Below are 15,481 nucleotides of genomic sequence, written 5' to 3'. Positions count from 1 at the left end.
GAGTCCTTCACTGCTGTTCGCAGCGCGATGCGGCCTCCGCGCTTTTGGGGCGGACCACAAGGGCTGCCGTTGGATGTCAGGCCATGCCCACGCCGAGGTAGCGGTCCTTCACGGCGTCGTCTGCCAGGAAGTCCACGTTGCTGGCCTCATGCACGATGGCACCCTGCTCGATGACGTAGTGGCGGTCGGCGAGCTGGGTGCAGACCTCGAGGTTCTGCTCCACCAGCAGGATGGACACGCCCGCGGCCTTGATGGTCTGGAGCTGGGCCACGATCTCCTCGACGATCACGGGCGCCAGTCCCTCCACGGGCTCGTCCAGCATCAGCAGGCGCGGCGCGTTCATGAGCGCGCGGCCGATGGCCAGCATCTGCTGCTCGCCGCCCGAGAGCTGGCCACCGCCATTGGCGCGGCGCTCCTTGAGGCGCGGAAAGATGCGATAGACGTCGGGCAGCTGCCAGGGCGAATGCTTGCGCTGGCCCAGTAACAGGTTCTCTTCTACCGTGAGCAGCTTGAAGATGCCCCGGTGCTCCGGCACCAGGCAGATGCCGCGTTGTGCCACCAGATGGGTGGCCAGCTGGTGCACGGGCTCGCCGCCGAAGCGGACTTGCCCTTGCGTGGGCGCCATCACGCCGGCGATGGTCTTGAGCGTGGTGGTCTTGCCCGCCCCGTTGCGGCCCAGCAGCGTGACGAGCTCGCCGTCGCCGACATGCAGCGACACGCCCTGCAGCACATGGCTTTTGCCGTAATGCGCGTGAACGGATTCCACGGACAGCAATGTCTTCATGCCTTGCCTCCGGTGATCATGTTGCCCAGGTAGGCGCTGCGTACACGCTCGTCGTTGCGGATCTCGTGCGGCAGGCCCTCGGCGAGCACGCGGCCCTGCTGCATCACGGTGATGGTGTCGGAGATGTCCATGACGATGCCCATGTTGTGTTCGATGAGCACCACGGTGTGCTCGTCCTTGAGGCCCTGGATCAGTTGCTTCATCTCCTCGAGGTCGTCGATGCCCATGCCCGAGGTCGGCTCGTCGAGGAAGATCGCCTTCGGGCGCGCGGCCAGCGCCATGCCCACCTCCAGGCGCCGCTGCTGGCCGTGCGAGAGATTGCCGGCGGGGGTGTCGGCGTAGCGCGTGAGGCCCAGGCGTTCGAGCACGCTGGCCACCGTGTCGGCGCAGGAGCGCCGGCCCTCGGGGGCGTTCCAGCAGTCCAGCGCCTTCTTGGGGGCCACGCCCTGGGCGGCCAGGCGCAGGTTCTCGCGCACCGGCAGGGTGAGGAACAGGCTCGTGACCTGGAACGAGCGCGCCATGCCCCGGCGCACGCGCCGGTGGTCGGGCTCGCGCGTCACGTCGTGGCCGTCGAACAGGATGCGCCCGCCGCTCACCTGCTTGGTCCCCGTGAGCATGTGGAACAGCGTGGTCTTGCCCGCCCCGTTGGGGCCGATCACCGAATGCACGGTGTTGGCGCGCACCTTGAGGTTTACGCCGCCCAGGGCGACGAACTTGTCGTAGCGTTTCTCGACGCCCTGGGCTTCGAGCAGGATGGGGGATGCGGTGGTGCTCATGCCTGGCCTCCCTGGGTGTTGGCCTGGGACGCCGCCCCGTTGCGTTGTGCGTCGGCCCCGCCGCCCTTGCGGCGCAGCAGGCTCCACAGGGACTCGCCCAGGCCCCACAGGCCGCGCTGCAGCCCCAGGCTGACGACCATCAGCACCACGCCCAACAGCAGCAGCCAGCGCGGCCACAGGGTGGAGAGCCAGTCGCCCAGCAGTACATAGAACGCCGCGCCCAGCACCGAGGCCAGCAGGTTGCCAGTTCCACCGATCACGGTCATCACGAGGATCATCTCGCTCGTGTGGTATTCGGCATTGGACAGCGGCGCGATGCCGGTCATCATGGCGTGCAGCGCGCCGGCCAGGCCGGTGACGGCGCCCGAGATCACGAAGGCCTGCAGCTTGAGCAGGCGCAGGTCGTAGCCCACGGCCGCGGCGCGCTCCTCGTTGTCGCGCACGGCCAGCAGCGTGCGGCCGAACACCGAGTCGCACACGCGGCGCAGCAGCCAGAACGCCGCAAGAAACAGCACCGCGACAAAGCCGTAGTACTGCCAGGGCGAGTCCAGGGGCCACAGCGTCTGGCCGGCCACGGCCAGCGAGGGACGCGGAATGTCGAGCAGGCCGTTGTCGCCGCCCGTGAGGCCCGTGGCGGTGTAGGCCAGAAAATAGAACATCTGCGCGAACGCGAGCGTGAGCATCACGAAGTAGGTGCCGCGCTGGCGGATGGCCACCCAGCCCACGATGGCTGCACCCGCGGCGCCCATGGCCACGGCGGCCAGCAGCGCCAGCGGCATGGGCAAGGTCCAGCGCGTGAGCAGCAGCGCGATGGTGTAGCTGCCCAGCCCGAAGAAGATGCCCTGCCCGAACGACAGCAGCCCGGTGTAGCCCAGCAGCAGGTTGCAGCCCATGGCGGCGAGCCCGAAGATCAGCACTTCGCTCGCGAGCGAGCCCGACTGCATGCACAGCGGCATGGCGACCACGATCGCCAGCGCGAGAAGGAAATGGGAATGTCTGGACATGTTCATCGTGTTCATCCTTTGCGGCCCAGCAGGCCGTGGGGGCGCAGCAGCAGCACGGCAGCCATGGCCACGTAGATCATGAGGCGAGCACCCTCGGGCCACAGCGTGCTCATCACGCTCTGCACGATGCCGATGAGCAGGCCGCCCACGAGCGCGCCGCCGAAGCTGCCCAACCCGCCCACGACCACGATCACGAAGGCCACGCCCAGGGCCTCGATGCCCATGAACGGCTCGGCGCCGCGGATCGGCGCGGCGAGCACGCCCGCCAGGGCCGCCGTGGCCGCGCCCAGCGCGAACACCAGACTGAAGATGCGCAGCACGTTCAGGCCGAGCAGCGAAACCATCTCGGTCGACTCGCTGCCGGCGCGCACCGCGCTGCCCAGGCGTGTGCCTTCCAGCACCCACCACAGCAGTACCGCGAGCACGGCGGTGAAGCCGATCACGAACAACCGGTACTTCGGATAGACGAAGCTGCCCCACATCACCACGCCCTGCAGCAGGTCGGGGACGGCCACGCTGTCGCCCAGCGGCCCCCATTGCAGGATCACGAGTTCCTGCACCACGAGCGCGAGGCCCACGGTGATGATGATGTGGAACTCATGGGCCTTGGCGTACACATGGCGCAGCATGAGCTTCTCGGTGAACCAGCCGATCGCGCCCACGGCCAGCGGCACCACGGCCAGGGCGAGCCAGAAGCTCAGACCCCAGCGTGTCATCTGGTAGCAGAAATACGCGCCCAGCAGGTAGAAGGCTCCGTGCGCGAAGTTCACGAAGCGCAGCAGGCCGAACACGATCGACAGGCCCACGGCCAACAGGAAATACAGCATGCCGATGCCGATCCCGTTGATGGTCTGTAGCAGGTAGATGCTCATACTCGACTATCAAAAAAATAGCTGCCAGCGCTTGCTGGTCAAGCGCTAGGTGGTCTTTTGGCTTGAGGCCCGGGGGCGGGCGGTCAGGCCAGCTTGCAGCCGGTGCGGTCGATGGGCAGGAAGGACTTGCCGGAACTGACCACGTCCACGTAGTCGTCCTTGTTCTTCATCTTGGCCTTGGCCTTGCCCTTGAGCAGGTAGTAGTTCTTGAGCACCTGGTGGTCGGCCTTGCGCACTTCCTCCTCGCCCGTGAGGCCCTGGTACTTCATGCCCTCCAGGGCTGCCACCACGGCCTTCTGGTCCACCGTGCCGGCCTTGAGGATGGCGTCGAGGAGCAGCTTGGTGCAGATGTACGAACCCGCCAGGCTGTAGTTGGGGTTGGACTTGAACGCGGCCTGGGTGCGCTTGACCAGGTCCTGGTTGAGCGGCGTGTCCACCGTGTGCCAGTACTGCGCGCCGAAGTACACGCCATCGCACAGATCGGCGCCCAGCGATTCGAACTGCTCCAGGCCCGAGGCCCAGGCGATCAGGATGGTCATGTTCTTGTGCATGCCGAAGCTGATGGCCTGGCGCAGCGCGTCGGACGACTGGGCGCCGAAGTTCAGCAGCAGCAGCACGTCGGGCTTGGCGGCCATGGCGTTGGTGAGGTAGCCGCTGAACTCCTTCTCGGTCAGCGAGTGGTAGCTGTTGCCCACGTGCTCGATGCCCTTTTCCTTGAAGATGTTCTTGGCAGCGGTCAGCAGGCCGTCGCCGAACACGTACTGCGGCGTGATGGTGTACCAGCGCTTGGCTTTCGGGTGCGCGTCGAGCAAGGGGCGCACGGTCTGCTCGATGGCGCCGAAGGTCGGTACCGACCAGCGGAACGTGGCGCCATTGCAGTCGGAGCCGGTGAGCTCGTCGGCCCCTGCGGTCGTGATGAAGATGCCGCCGGCCTTCTCGGCTTCCTTGCCCATGGCCAGCGCTTCGGACGACAGGATGCCGCCTGCGAAGAAGCGCGCGCCCTTTTGCTGAGCCGCCTCCTGCACCTTGCGCACCGCGGTGGCGGGCTTGCCTTCGGTATCGAGCAGCGTGTAGGCCAGCGGCCGGTCCAGGGCCTTGCCGTACTGCTCGATGGCGAGCTTCATTCCCAGGTCCGCGAACTTGCCGTTCGCGGCGAATGCGCCCGACATGGGCACGGGGCAGCCAAACTGGATCGCGTCCTTGGACTGTGCCCAGGCGCTGGCGCCCAAGCCCAGGGAGGCGGGCAGCGCGCCGAATGCGGAAAGTTGCAGGAGGTGACGTCGTTGCATAGGGGACTCCGTGGTGAGGCTGAAGAACAGTGGGTGGTACGGGTCTCAGAGCACGATGCATGCCAATTTGTCGGAATGCGTGCACGCTCCTTAATTCATATTTATAGTGACAAATAGAATGAATATGACGCGTACAAACCCTAGACGCTTCCGGCATGCCCCTGGGCGGTGCATACTGCACCACGACAGCGAACACCGGGGTGGCGGTGGTGGTACCGGACTATCCCGAGGAAAGACAACAAGCCATGGCAACACAGAAGCCCGCTCCCCTGGCGATCAAGCAGCTCAAGCGCTCCGATCTCGTGGCCCAGGAGATCAAGCGGCTGATTACCGAGAAGAACCTGAGTCCCGGTGACCGCCTGCCGCGCGAGATCGAGCTGCAGGCGCAGTTCCAGGTCAGCAAGGGCACCATCCGCGAGGCGCTCAAGTCGCTGGAGGTGCAGGGCCTCGTCACCATTTCCACGGGCCCCTCGGGCGGCGGCACCATCGTCGAAGTGCCTCTGGACCGCACCTTGCAGTTCATGCAGAACTACCTGTTCTTCCAGGAAGTGACCATCGACGACATCTATGCCGTGCGCCAGCAGCTCGAGCCCATGCTGGCGGCGGGCGCTGTGCCGCACCTGACGGAGGCCGACTTCGAGGCGCTGGAGCACAGCATCGCCTGCTGCGACCCCACCCAGAGCCAGGAGGACCTGGTGAGCCAGCGGCGCGAAGACGTGAACTTCCACGACATCCTCGCGGCGGCCAACCCCAATCCGTTCCTGCGCTTCACCTGTGAGCTGATCAACGAGATGATTCGCCAGCTCATCGTGTTTGGCAATCGCACGCCGCAAGCCGAGCACCGGCGTTTTGGCGAGGCCAACGCGCAGTTCCACCGCGCCATCGTGCAGGCCGCACGCGCGCGCGACGCGGAGAAGGTGCGCACGCTCATGCAGAGCCACATGCAGGATGCGGCGAGCAGCGTCAAGCGCATGAAGGGCCGCATCCAGGGACGCCTGATCCTCGACGCAGACACGCTGCGGCGTCCGCGTGCGGCGCCTGCCGTGTCCACGGCAGCCACGGCCGCCGCAGGGACCAAGCGTCCGCGCAGGCGCGCCGCCGGCGTGGGGGCGGAATAGGCCGGCCAGGCCGCCTCCCTCACAAAAGACAAAGCCCCTGCGGCCGCCAGGCCCAGGGGCTTTTCGCAAACGGCGCGGGGCGGGGCCGCCCCGGCCGCCCGGATCAGCGGCTGCTCGGGAAGCTGAACACCGCGCCCTCGCGCACGCCGGCCGAGGGCCAGCGCTGGGTGATCGTCTTGCGCTTGGTGTAGAAGCGCACGGCATCCGGCCCATAGGCGTGCAGGTCGCCGAACAGGCTGCGCTTCCAGCCGCCGAACGAGTGGTAGGCCACCGGCACGGGCAGCGGCACGTTCACGCCCACCATGCCGACCTGGATGTGGTCGGTGAAGTAGCGGGCGGCTTCGCCGTCGCGCGTGAAGATGCAGGTGCCGTTGCCGTATTCGTGGTCGTTGATGAGCTGCATGGCTTCCTGCAGCGTCTTCACGCGCACCACGCCGAGCACGGGGCCGAAGATTTCTTCCTGGTAGATCTTCATGCCGGGCTTGACGTTGTCAAACAGGCAGGCGCCCAGGAAGTAGCCTTCCTCGTGGCCCGCCACCTGCACGCCACGGCCGTCCACCACCAGCGTGGCGCCCTCCTGCACGCCGCTGTCCACATAGGCCTTCACCTTCTCGAAGTGGGGCTTGGTCACCAGCGGGCCCATGTCGTTGCTGTTGTCCGTGCCGGGGCCGACCTTCATCTTGGCGATCTCGGTCTTCAGGCCCGCAATCACGGCGTCACCCACTGCGTCGCCCACGGCCACCAGCAGCGGGATGGCCATGCAGCGCTCGCCGCACGAGCCATAGGCCGCGCCCATGAGCGCGCTGACGGCGTTGTCCACATCGGCGTCGGGCATGAGCACGGCGTGGTTCTTGGCGCCGCCCAGGGCCTGCACGCGCTTGCCGTGCTTGCAGCCTTCGGCGTAGATGTACTCGGCGATGGGGGTGGAGCCCACAAAGCTCACGGCTTTCACGCGCGGGTCTTGCAGCAGCGTATCGACGGCCAGCTTGTCGCCGTTGACCACGTTCAGCACGCCGGGCGGCAGGCCCGCCTTCAGCGCCAGCTGGGCGATGAACAGCGTGCTGCTGGGGTCGCGCTCGGACGGCTTGAGCACAAAGGTGTTGCCGCAGGCCACGGCCATGGGCCACATCCACAGCGGCACCATGGCCGGGAAGTTGAACGGCGTGATGCCGGCCGTGACGCCCAGCGCCTGGAACTCGCTCCAGCTGTCGATGCCGGGGCCCACGTTGCGGCTGTGCTCGCCCTTGAGCAGCTCGGGCGCGTAGCTCGCGTACTCCACGTTCTCGATGCCGCGCTGCAGCTCGCCGTGGGCATCCGCCAGCACCTTGCCGTGCTCGGCGGTGATCAGCGCGGCGATCTTGTCGGCGTTTTCTTCGAGCAGTACTTTCAGCTTGGCTAAAACGCGGGCGCGCTTCAGCGGCGGCGTGTTGCGCCAGGCGGGAAAGGCGGCCTCGGCCGAGGCGATGGCGGCTTCCACCGTGGCCTGGCTCGCCAGCGCCACGCTGGTGGTCGATTGGCCGGTGGCAGGGTTGAACACGGGCTGCGTGCGCTCGGTGTCGGCAACGATCTTGCCGTCGATCAGGTGGCCGACGGTGGTGGTGACGTTCTTGTCGTGGTGCATGATGTTCTAAGCTAAAACGGGCTCTAGCGCTTATCCATCAAGCGCTAAAAGCTATCAAAACAGGAGTTCAAGCGGTCTCGTGCAGGGCATCGCCCAGGGCGCTGACCAGGCGGTCGATCTCGGCCTGGGTGCTGATGAACGGGGGCGCGAGCTGGATGGTGTCGCCACCGTAGCGCACGTAGAAGCCCTTCTCCCAGCACTTCATGGCGATCTCGTAGGGGCGCTTGGCGGGCTCGCCGGGCAGGGCGGCAATGGTGATGCCGGCGGCCAGGCCGTAGTTGCGGATGTCGGCCACGTGCTTGGCGCCTTTCAGGCCGTGCACGGCGTTCTCGAAGTAGGGCGCCAGCGCCTTCACGCGGCCGGGCATGTCTTCTTTTTGCAGGATGTCGAGCACCGCGTTGCCCGCCGCGCAGGCCACGGGGTGGGCCGAGTAGGTGTAGCCGTGCGGGAACTCCAGCATGTACTCGGGGCCGCCCTGCGCCATGAAGGTGTCGTAGATCTCTTTGGTGGCGATCACGCCGCCCAGGGGCTGGGCGCCGTTGGTCACCTGCTTGGCGAAGTTCAGGATGTCGGGCGTTACGCCGAAGGCCTCCGCCCCGGTCCAGGTGCCGCAGCGGCCAAAGCCGGTGATGACCTCGTCAAAAATCAGCAGGATGTTGTTCTGCGTGCAGATCTCGCGGATGCGCTCCAGGTAGCCCTTCGGCGGGATCACCACGCCGGCCGAGCCCGAGAAGGGCTCCACGATCACGGCGGCGATGTTCGATGCGTCGTGCAGCGCGATCACGTCGAGCAGCTTGTCAGCCAACGCGCGGCCGCCGTCCGCGGCCATGCCCTTCTGGAAGGTGCCGGCCGGCGGCTGGGTGTGGGGAATGTGGTCCGCCTCCACGCCCTGGCCGAACAGCTTGCGGTTGCCCACGATGCCGCCGACCGAGATGCCACCGTAGTTCACGCCGTGGTAGCCCTTCTCGCGGCCGATCAGGCGCGTCTTGGTGCCCTGGCCCTTGGCGCGCCAGTAGGCCCGCGCCATCTTGAGCGAGGTGTCGGCCGACTCGGAGCCGGAGCCGGTAAAAAACACATAGTCCAGCCCGGCGGGCGTCAGTTCCTTGAGTTTGTTCGCCAGTGCGAACGAGGCCGGGTGGCCGAACTGGAAGGCCGGGGCATAGTCCAGCGTGGCGGCGGCGCGGCCGATGGCCTGGGCCACCTCCGTGCGGCCGTGGCCCAGGCCCGAGCACCACAGGCCCGAGAGGCCGTCAAAAATCTTGCGCCCTTCGGCGTCGGTGTAGTAGGCGCCCTGGCCGCTCACGATCATGCGCGGCTGGGCCTTGAAGTTGCGGTTGCCGGTGAAGGGCATCCAGTGGGCTTCCAGCCAGGCGGCGTCGGTGCGTACGGCGGCTGCGGGGTTGGGGTCGATGACGGCGAAGCTCATGGCGATCTCCTGAAGGGAATGCGCGCATTGTTGGTCACGGTAATAATCCGTTGAAGCAACAAATATCCACATTCACTTAGCAATCCATGCAAGTAAAAAACGCCCGCCGTCCGCGCGCCGTGCTGGGGCAGCTGTCCGACATGGACCTGCGCCTGCTGCAGGTGTTCAAGGCCGTGGTCGAGTGCGGCGGCATGGCCGCGGCCGAGCTGGAGCTGAACATTGGCACCAGCACCGTGAGCCGCCATGTGAAGGACCTGGAGACGCGCCTGGGCCTGACGCTGTGCCGGCGCGGGCGCGCGGGCTTTGCGCTCACGCCCGAGGGACAGCGGGTGTATGAGGAGACGCTGCGCCTGCTGGCCTCGGTGCGCGGCTTTCTGGGCAGCATCGACGACATCCACGACCGCATGGGCGGACAGCTGGCGGTGGCGGTGTTCGACAAGACGGCGAGCAACCCGGCCGCGCGCATCGGCGACGCCATCGCCACTTTTACGGCGGAAGCGCCCGACGTGCAGCTGCAGCTGCATGTGGGGTCGATCAACGCCATCGAGCGCGGCGTGATCGACGGCAGCTTCCAGGTGGGCATCATCCCCGCCCACCGCAGCTCGCAGAGCCTGGTCTATTCCGATCTGTTCGGCGAGACCATGCTGCTGTATTGCGGCGCGGGCCACCCGCTGTTCGGCGCACCCCACGACGATCTGGACTGGGACGCCGTGCGCCGCTACCCGTTCGCGGGGCTGGGCTACCACTCGCCCAACATGGAGCTGAGCCACGAGGCGCGCCTGACGCGCGCTGCCACGGGGTTTGACCAGGAGTCCATCGCCACGCTGGTGCTGTCGGGGCGCTTTCTGGGCTTTTTGCCCGACCACTATGCCGAGAGCTTCGAGCGCCAGGGCCGCATGCAGCCCGTGCGGCCCGCGGTGTTCCGCTACGACTGCCGCTTCGTCAGCCTGGTGCGCCGCTCACCCGCGCCCAGCCGGGCCGCGCAACTGCTGCAGCGCTGCCTGCTGCAGGCGCATGGGGCCTGACGGCCCGCCCGGGCCGCTCAAGCGCCGGGCCGCGCTGCCGATAATGCAAGGCATATGACCACCCTTGCCGCCATCGCCCAATCCGGTCTGCAGGCCGCGCAGCTGCGCCTGGACAGCAGTGCCCACAACGTGGCCAACCTGAACACCCCGGGCTTTCGGCGCCAGACGGTGGACCAGCAGGCCGCACCGGCGCCGGGTGGCGTGCAGGCGCGTGTGGCCGCGCCCGCCGCCGCGACAGGCGTGGCGCTGGAGGCCGAAGCCGTGGAGCAGATCAGTGCCACCTATGCCTTCCAGGCCAACCTGCTGGTGTTGCGCCGCGCCGACGAGATGGCGGGCGCGTTGCTGGACGTGCGGGCGTGACGCTGTCGGTTTAGACGAAAAGTGCCTCTGGCGCTTATCTGGCAAGCGCTAATAGCTACACAAATAAGAGCAATCGCAACCCGCTAGCCCATCATGCGGCCCGGGCGAGGTGCGCGAGTTGCTGCGCCAGCCAGTCGGTAAACGACTCCGACCGCAGGTGGGCCGGGGTCTCAGGCGGCATGCGCATGGGCGGCCTCCGCAGGGGCGTGTGCCTGTGCCTCGCGGCGCTGGCGGGCGCGCTCCCAGGCTTTTTCATGGAAGAAGAAGGCCACAGCCTGCACCGTGGGCTCCAGCAGGCTGAGGGTGAGCGACGCAATCAGATTGCCCGTGACGGCATACGCCACCAGGGCGGCCACGCAGATGTGGATCACGTAATAGCTGCCGGTCTTGGCCAGCGTGGGCAGGTTGTGGCGGGCGGCGATGCGGATGCGGGACATGGTGTTCTCCTGTAGCGGTATGTGGAGAATGCTAGTCATTCGCATTTGGTTTGGCCAATTGTTCGTGGCTAAGTTGCAGATAGAAACTGTCGAATCGCCGCGGATATGATGGCCGCTCTCTTTTTTCAACCTCTCAACCGACCCGAACGGGAGCACCGCATGGCCCTCATGGACTTCATCAAGAAGCAGTTCATCGACATCCTCCAGTGGACCGAGGACGGCGATGGCACGCTGGCCTGGCGCTTCCCGATGGAGGGGATGGAAATTCAGAACGGCGGCACGCTGGTGGTGCGCGAGTCGCAGATGGCGGTGTTCGTCAACGAAGGCCAGGTGGCCGACGTGTTCGGCCCCGGCACCTACAAGCTGACCACGCAGACGCTGCCGGTGCTGACCTACCTGAAGAACTGGGACAAGCTGTTCCAGTCGCCGTTCAAGAGCGACGTGTACTTCTTCAGCACGCGCCAGCAGGTGGACCAGAAGTGGGGCACGCCCCAGCCCATCACCATCCGCGACAAGGACTTCGGCGCGGTGCGCCTGCGCGCCTTCGGCAACTATGCGTACCGCATCGCGGACCCGAAGCTGTTCCACACCGAGATCTCGGGCACGCGCGAGTCCTACCCCTCGGCGGACCTGGAGGGCCAGCTGCGCGGCCTGGTGCTGCAGAACATTAGCAACGCCATCGCGGGCAGCGGCCTGCCGTTCCTCGACCTCGCGGCCAACCAGGTGATGTTTGCCGACGCGCTGGCGCACGAACTGCAACCCGCGTTCGCCAAGATCGGCCTGAAGCTCGAATCGATGACGGTGCAGAACGTCTCGCTGCCCGAAGAGCTGCAGAAGATCCTCGACCAGAAGATCGGCATGGGCATGGTCGGCAACGACATGGGCAAGTTCATGCAGTACCAGACGGCGCAGGCCATCCCGAAGTTCGCCGAAGGCGCAGCGGGTGGTGGAAACGGTGGCGGCAGCGTGGCGGGCGACGCCATGGGCCTGGGCGCCGGCGTGGCGCTGGGCCAGGTGCTGGCGCAGAACCTGCAACAGGGCCTGCAGGGCGGCGCTGCGCCATCGGCCCCGCAGGCCGCGCCTGCCGCCGCGCCGGTGGGTGTGCGGCCCGAGGAAGTGATGGCCACGCTGGAGAAGCTGGGCGAGCTCAAGTCCAAGGGCATCCTCACGCAGGAGGAGTTCGACGCGAAGAAGGCGGAGCTGTTGAAGAAGCTCATCTGACGCGCGTACACTCTCTTTTTAGTAGCTGCCAGCGCTTGCTACACAAGCGCTGGAGGCCAAAAACACCTTAGATCCACGACGCATGGCCGACAGCGGCACCCAGCGGACCTACCGCGCGCCCTGCCCGGGCTGCGGCGCGCCGGTCGAATTCAAGAGCGCGCAATCCACCCATGCCATCTGCGCTTACTGCCACAGCACCGTGGTGCGCAGCGGCGAGGTGCTGCAGCGCCTGGGCCGCATGGCCGAGGTCTTCGACGACCACAGCCCGCTGCAGCTCATGGCCAGCGGACGCATCGCGCTGGACGGCCAGACGCTGCCGTTCACGCTGATCGGCCGGCTGCAATACCAGGGCGAGGAAGGCCGCTGGACCGAGTGGGTTGCCTTCCTGCAGGACGGCAGCACCGCCACGCTCAGCGAGGACAACGGCGCCTATGTCTTCACCCACCCGGCCACGCTGGGGCGGGAATTGCCCGAAGCCGAGCGCTTTCGCGTCGGCATGACCACGGCCGTGGCCGGCCAGCCGTTCAGCGTGGCGGCCAATGTGCGCGCACAACTCGTCGCGGCCGAGGGCGAGGTGCCGAAGCTGCCGCCGCTGGGCACGCCGTTCCAGGTGGTGGAGCTGCGCTCGGCCGACGGCGAGGTGCTCTCCATCGACTACGGCACCCAGCCCCCCCAGGTGCAGCGCGGCCGGGCGGTGCGGCTGGAGGATCTGCAGTTCCAGGGCCTGAAGGACGAGTCCGCCAAGGAGGAAAAGGGCCGCCAGTTCAGTTGCCCCCATTGCGGCGCGCCGGTGCAGGTGCAGCTGTCCAGCACCAAGAGCTGCACCTGCCCGTCGTGCCACAGCCTGATCGACCTGAGCGCGGGTTTGGGTGGCGAGCTGCGCCACGCCGCACAGTACGAACCGGTGCAGCCGCTGATCCCGCTGGGCAGCGTGGGCCAGTTCGAGGGTGCGCCATGGCAGGTGGTGGGCTTTCAGCACCGCACGGGCGTGGAGCCCGGGGATGATGAGCACTTCGGCTGGGAGGAGTACCTGCTGTACCACCGCCAGCGGGGCTTCCTGTTCCTGGTGGACGCCAGCGATGGCTGGAGCCTGGTGCGCCCCGCCACGGGCGCGCCGCAGCACAAGCCGGGCGCGCCCACCGCCACCTATCTGGGCACGCAGTACCGCCTGACCTCCACCTACCAGGCCGAGACCAACTATGTGGCGGGCGAGTTCTACTGGCCCGTGGAGCGCGGCCAGAAGACCAGCAACAGCGACTTTGCCGCCGTGAACGGCAAGGGCCTGCTGTCGCGCGAGCAGTCGCGCAGCGAGGTCACCTGGTCGCACGGCAGCCGCATGGACAGCAGCGCCGTGGCCCAGGCCTTCAAGCTGGGCGACAAGGCGGCGCTGTTTCGCCGCCAGGACGCGGGGCCCGTCGCCGCGGGCTCTGGCATCGGCTGCGGCACGGTGATCCTGATCCTCATCGTGCTGATCATCCTGCTGGTGCTCATGAGCAACTGCTCGGGCTCTTCAGGCGGCACCTACCGCAGCTCGGGTGGCTCGTTCGGTGGCTACAGCACGGGCGGCGGCCATAAATGACGAATCTTCTGACCTCTTTTTCTCTCAACCCTTCCAAGGAGCAAACGCCATGATGGGAATCGAATGGCTTCGGCCCGCGGCCTTCCTCGGGTCCATCCTCTACGCGCTGATCGGCGTGGTCATCTTCTGGCTGTGCTTCTGGCTGATCGACAAGATCACGCCCACCGACCTGTGGGCCGAGATCGTGGAAAAGCAGAACCGCGCCCTGGCGATGGTGGTGGCCGCCATGTGCTTAGGCATCAGCATCATCGTGGCGGCGGCGATCCATTGAAACACCCCCTTGAGCGGTTGCGCCGCTTCCCCCCGCTCTCGCATCGCTGCGCGGTACGGGCAGGGGGACGACGCCAGCGCGGCGGGGCGGCGCAGCCGGCCCAGGCCCTCGCGCGGCGTCTGCTGGCGTCGGTCACGCCCACGGCTCGCGCACTCCCATGAAGGACGCCAGCACTTCCGCCCCGCGCCCCATCGACGTCGCCCTGCTGGCCAGCGTGTTCGTGATCGCCGCTTGCGGGCTGCTGTACGAGCTGGCGGCCGGGGCGCTGGCGTCGTATGTGCTGGGCGACTCGGTGCTGCAGTTCTCCACCGTCATCGGCACCTATTTGTTCGCCATGGGCGTGGGCTCGTGGCTGTCGCGCTACTTCGAACGGCAGCTGCCCGCGCATTTCCTGCGCATCGAGCTGCTGGTGGCGCTCATCGGGGGTGCTCTGCCGGCTGTGCTGTTCCTGGCCAATGCCTATGTGCCCAGCGCGTTCCGCGTGCTGCTGTACGGCATGGTGCTGCTGGTGGGCACGCTGGTGGGCTTGGAGATCCCGCTGGTGATGCGCATCTTGAAGCGCAACGTGCAGCTCAAGGACCTGGTCTCGCAGGTGCTCACCTTCGACTACCTGGGCGCGCTGGCCGTGTCGATGGCGTTTCCGCTGCTGCTGGTGCCGCAACTGGGGCTGGTGCGCACGGGGCTGCTGTTCGGCTTCATGAACGCGGCCGTGGCCGTGTGGGCGCTGTGGCTGTTCCGGCATGAGCTGCGGCGCTTTGGCGCGCACGCGCTGGCCTGTGCGCTGGTGCTGGCGGCCCTGCTGGCGGGGCTGCTGGGGGCCGAGCACATCACCCGCTTCGCCGAGGACAAGTTCTACCAGGACCGCATCGTGCTCAGCAGCGCCTCGCCCTACCAGCGCATCGTGGTCACGCACGGGCGCGCGGGGCATCGCCTGTACCTGAACGGCAACCTGCAGTTCGCCGAGCGCGACGAATACCGCTACCACGAGGCCCTGGTGCACCCCGTGATGGCCGCGCACGGTCATCCGAAGCGCGTGGCGGTGCTGGGCGGCGGCGACGGCATGGCCGTGCGCGAGGTGCTCAAGTACCCCTCGGTGGAGTCGGTCACGCTGGTGGAGCTGGACCCGGCGATGACGCAGCTCTTCGGCAGCCACCCCACGCTGCGGCAGCTGAACGGCGATGCGCTGGCGTCACGCAAGCTCACCATCGTCAACACCGATGCCTTCCAGTGGCTGCAACAGGGAGATGACACCTATGACGTGATCGTGGTGGACTTTCCCGACCCCACCAACTTCGCCATCGGCAAGCTCTACACCAACAGCTTCTACGCCCTGCTGGACCAGCGCCTGGCCGCCAGCGGCTACGCGGTGGTGCAGACGACCTCGCCGCTGGTGGCGCGCAGGAGCTTCTGGACGGTGGTCACGACCATCGAGTCCGTGGGCCTGCAGGCGCGGCCCTACCACGCGCATGTGCCGAGCTTTGGCGAATGGGGCTTCGTCATCGCCAGCCGCCGCCCCTGGCGCGTGCCTGCCGAGCTGCCCGCGGGGTTGCGCTTCCTGGACGCGGCCGCGTTGCCCCTGCTGTTCGACTTCCCGCGGGACATGGCGCGCGTGCCCGCCGAGGTCAACCGCCTGTCCAACCAGGTGCTGGTGCACACCTACGAACAGGAGTGGGGCCAGGTCGCCCACTGATCCCTGGG

15 protein-coding genes are annotated in these 15,481 nt (G+C 67.2%); 7 read left to right on the top strand and 8 right to left on the bottom strand.

Annotated features, from left to right (window positions below; all coding sequences use genetic code 11):
* Window positions 1-76 precede the first annotated feature (76 nt).
* The 5 genes from AC1PPL_RS09705 to AC1PPL_RS09685 form a co-directional block, all read right to left on the bottom strand.
* Window positions 77-784 carry an ABC transporter ATP-binding protein gene (locus tag AC1PPL_RS09705; protein ID WP_015914671.1) on the bottom strand — a complete coding sequence of 236 codons (708 nt, stop codon included), beginning with the start codon at window positions 782-784 and terminating at the stop codon, window positions 77-79.
* Window positions 781-1,560, bottom strand: a complete 780-nt coding sequence (locus tag AC1PPL_RS09700) for an ABC transporter ATP-binding protein (protein WP_015914670.1) — start codon at window positions 1,558-1,560, stop codon at window positions 781-783. Before AC1PPL_RS09700 ends, AC1PPL_RS09705 begins: the two co-directional genes overlap by 4 nt.
* The gene (locus AC1PPL_RS09695) at window positions 1,557-2,564 is read right to left on the bottom strand and encodes a branched-chain amino acid ABC transporter permease (RefSeq protein ID WP_123675581.1); all 1,008 of its coding nucleotides are present in this window, start codon (window positions 2,562-2,564) and stop codon (window positions 1,557-1,559) included. Before AC1PPL_RS09695 ends, AC1PPL_RS09700 begins: the two co-directional genes overlap by 4 nt.
* An 11-nt stretch (window positions 2,565-2,575) precedes the next feature.
* Window positions 2,576-3,436, bottom strand: a complete 861-nt coding sequence (locus AC1PPL_RS09690) for a branched-chain amino acid ABC transporter permease (RefSeq protein WP_287803742.1) — start codon at window positions 3,434-3,436, stop codon at window positions 2,576-2,578.
* A gap of 83 nt (window positions 3,437-3,519) precedes the next feature.
* Window positions 3,520-4,725: an ABC transporter substrate-binding protein gene (locus tag AC1PPL_RS09685; RefSeq protein WP_015914667.1), complete on the bottom strand. Its 1,206-nt coding sequence runs from the start codon at window positions 4,723-4,725 to the stop codon at window positions 3,520-3,522.
* Window positions 4,726-4,970: 245 nt separating this feature from the next.
* Between AC1PPL_RS09685 and AC1PPL_RS09680 the strand changes: the two genes are divergently transcribed.
* Window positions 4,971-5,843 carry a FadR/GntR family transcriptional regulator gene (locus tag AC1PPL_RS09680; RefSeq protein WP_479973163.1) on the top strand — a complete coding sequence of 291 codons (873 nt, stop codon included), beginning with the start codon at window positions 4,971-4,973 and terminating at the stop codon, window positions 5,841-5,843.
* A 103-nt stretch (window positions 5,844-5,946) separates the two neighbouring features.
* Here the strand turns inward: AC1PPL_RS09680 and AC1PPL_RS09675 are convergent, their stop codons facing one another.
* Both AC1PPL_RS09675 and aptA read right to left on the bottom strand, forming a co-directional pair.
* On the bottom strand, window positions 5,947-7,464 hold the full coding sequence (locus tag AC1PPL_RS09675) for a CoA-acylating methylmalonate-semialdehyde dehydrogenase (RefSeq protein WP_312792798.1): 1,518 nt from the start codon (window positions 7,462-7,464) through the stop codon (window positions 5,947-5,949).
* A 67-nt stretch (window positions 7,465-7,531) separates the two neighbouring features.
* Window positions 7,532-8,890: an omega-aminotransferase AptA gene (gene aptA, locus AC1PPL_RS09670; RefSeq protein WP_479973162.1), complete on the bottom strand. Its 1,359-nt coding sequence runs from the start codon at window positions 8,888-8,890 to the stop codon at window positions 7,532-7,534.
* 86 nt (window positions 8,891-8,976) lie between these two features.
* Here aptA and AC1PPL_RS09665 point away from each other — a divergent pair, with 86 nt between their 5' ends.
* Both AC1PPL_RS09665 and AC1PPL_RS09660 read left to right on the top strand, forming a co-directional pair.
* Window positions 8,977-9,915, top strand: coding sequence for a LysR family transcriptional regulator (locus AC1PPL_RS09665; protein WP_479973161.1), 939 nt, complete (start codon window positions 8,977-8,979; stop codon window positions 9,913-9,915).
* A gap of 54 nt (window positions 9,916-9,969) precedes the next feature.
* Window positions 9,970-10,275, top strand: coding sequence for a flagellar basal body protein (locus AC1PPL_RS09660; protein WP_123675464.1), 306 nt, complete (start codon window positions 9,970-9,972; stop codon window positions 10,273-10,275).
* Between the two features lie 170 nt (window positions 10,276-10,445).
* Here AC1PPL_RS09660 and AC1PPL_RS09655 read toward each other — a convergent pair whose 3' ends face one another.
* Window positions 10,446-10,712 carry a DUF2061 domain-containing protein gene (locus AC1PPL_RS09655; RefSeq protein ID WP_011807179.1) on the bottom strand — a complete coding sequence of 89 codons (267 nt, stop codon included), beginning with the start codon at window positions 10,710-10,712 and terminating at the stop codon, window positions 10,446-10,448.
* 159 nt (window positions 10,713-10,871) lie between these two features.
* Between AC1PPL_RS09655 and AC1PPL_RS09650 the strand changes: the two genes are divergently transcribed.
* The 4 genes from AC1PPL_RS09650 to AC1PPL_RS09635 all read left to right on the top strand — a co-directional run bounded on the left by AC1PPL_RS09650 (window position 10,872) and on the right by AC1PPL_RS09635 (window position 15,473).
* Window positions 10,872-11,933, top strand: a complete 1,062-nt coding sequence (locus AC1PPL_RS09650) for an SPFH domain-containing protein (RefSeq protein WP_088888037.1) — start codon at window positions 10,872-10,874, stop codon at window positions 11,931-11,933.
* An 82-nt stretch (window positions 11,934-12,015) separates the two neighbouring features.
* Complete coding sequence (locus AC1PPL_RS09645) at window positions 12,016-13,512, top strand: DUF4178 domain-containing protein (RefSeq protein WP_479973160.1); 1,497 nt, start codon at window positions 12,016-12,018, stop codon at window positions 13,510-13,512.
* A gap of 49 nt (window positions 13,513-13,561) precedes the next feature.
* Window positions 13,562-13,783 (top strand): DUF350 domain-containing protein, encoded by a 222-nt coding sequence (locus AC1PPL_RS09640; RefSeq protein WP_015914656.1) that lies wholly within the window; start codon window positions 13,562-13,564, stop codon window positions 13,781-13,783.
* Window positions 13,784-13,940: 157 nt separating this feature from the next.
* Window positions 13,941-15,473 carry a polyamine aminopropyltransferase gene (locus tag AC1PPL_RS09635; RefSeq protein ID WP_424295518.1) on the top strand — a complete coding sequence of 511 codons (1,533 nt, stop codon included), beginning with the start codon at window positions 13,941-13,943 and terminating at the stop codon, window positions 15,471-15,473.
* The last annotated feature ends 8 nt before the right edge of the window (window positions 15,474-15,481 follow it).

The organism is Diaphorobacter sp. B2A2W2 (assembly GCF_056730635.1).
This window is presented reverse-complemented; position numbering and strand designations above follow the sequence as displayed.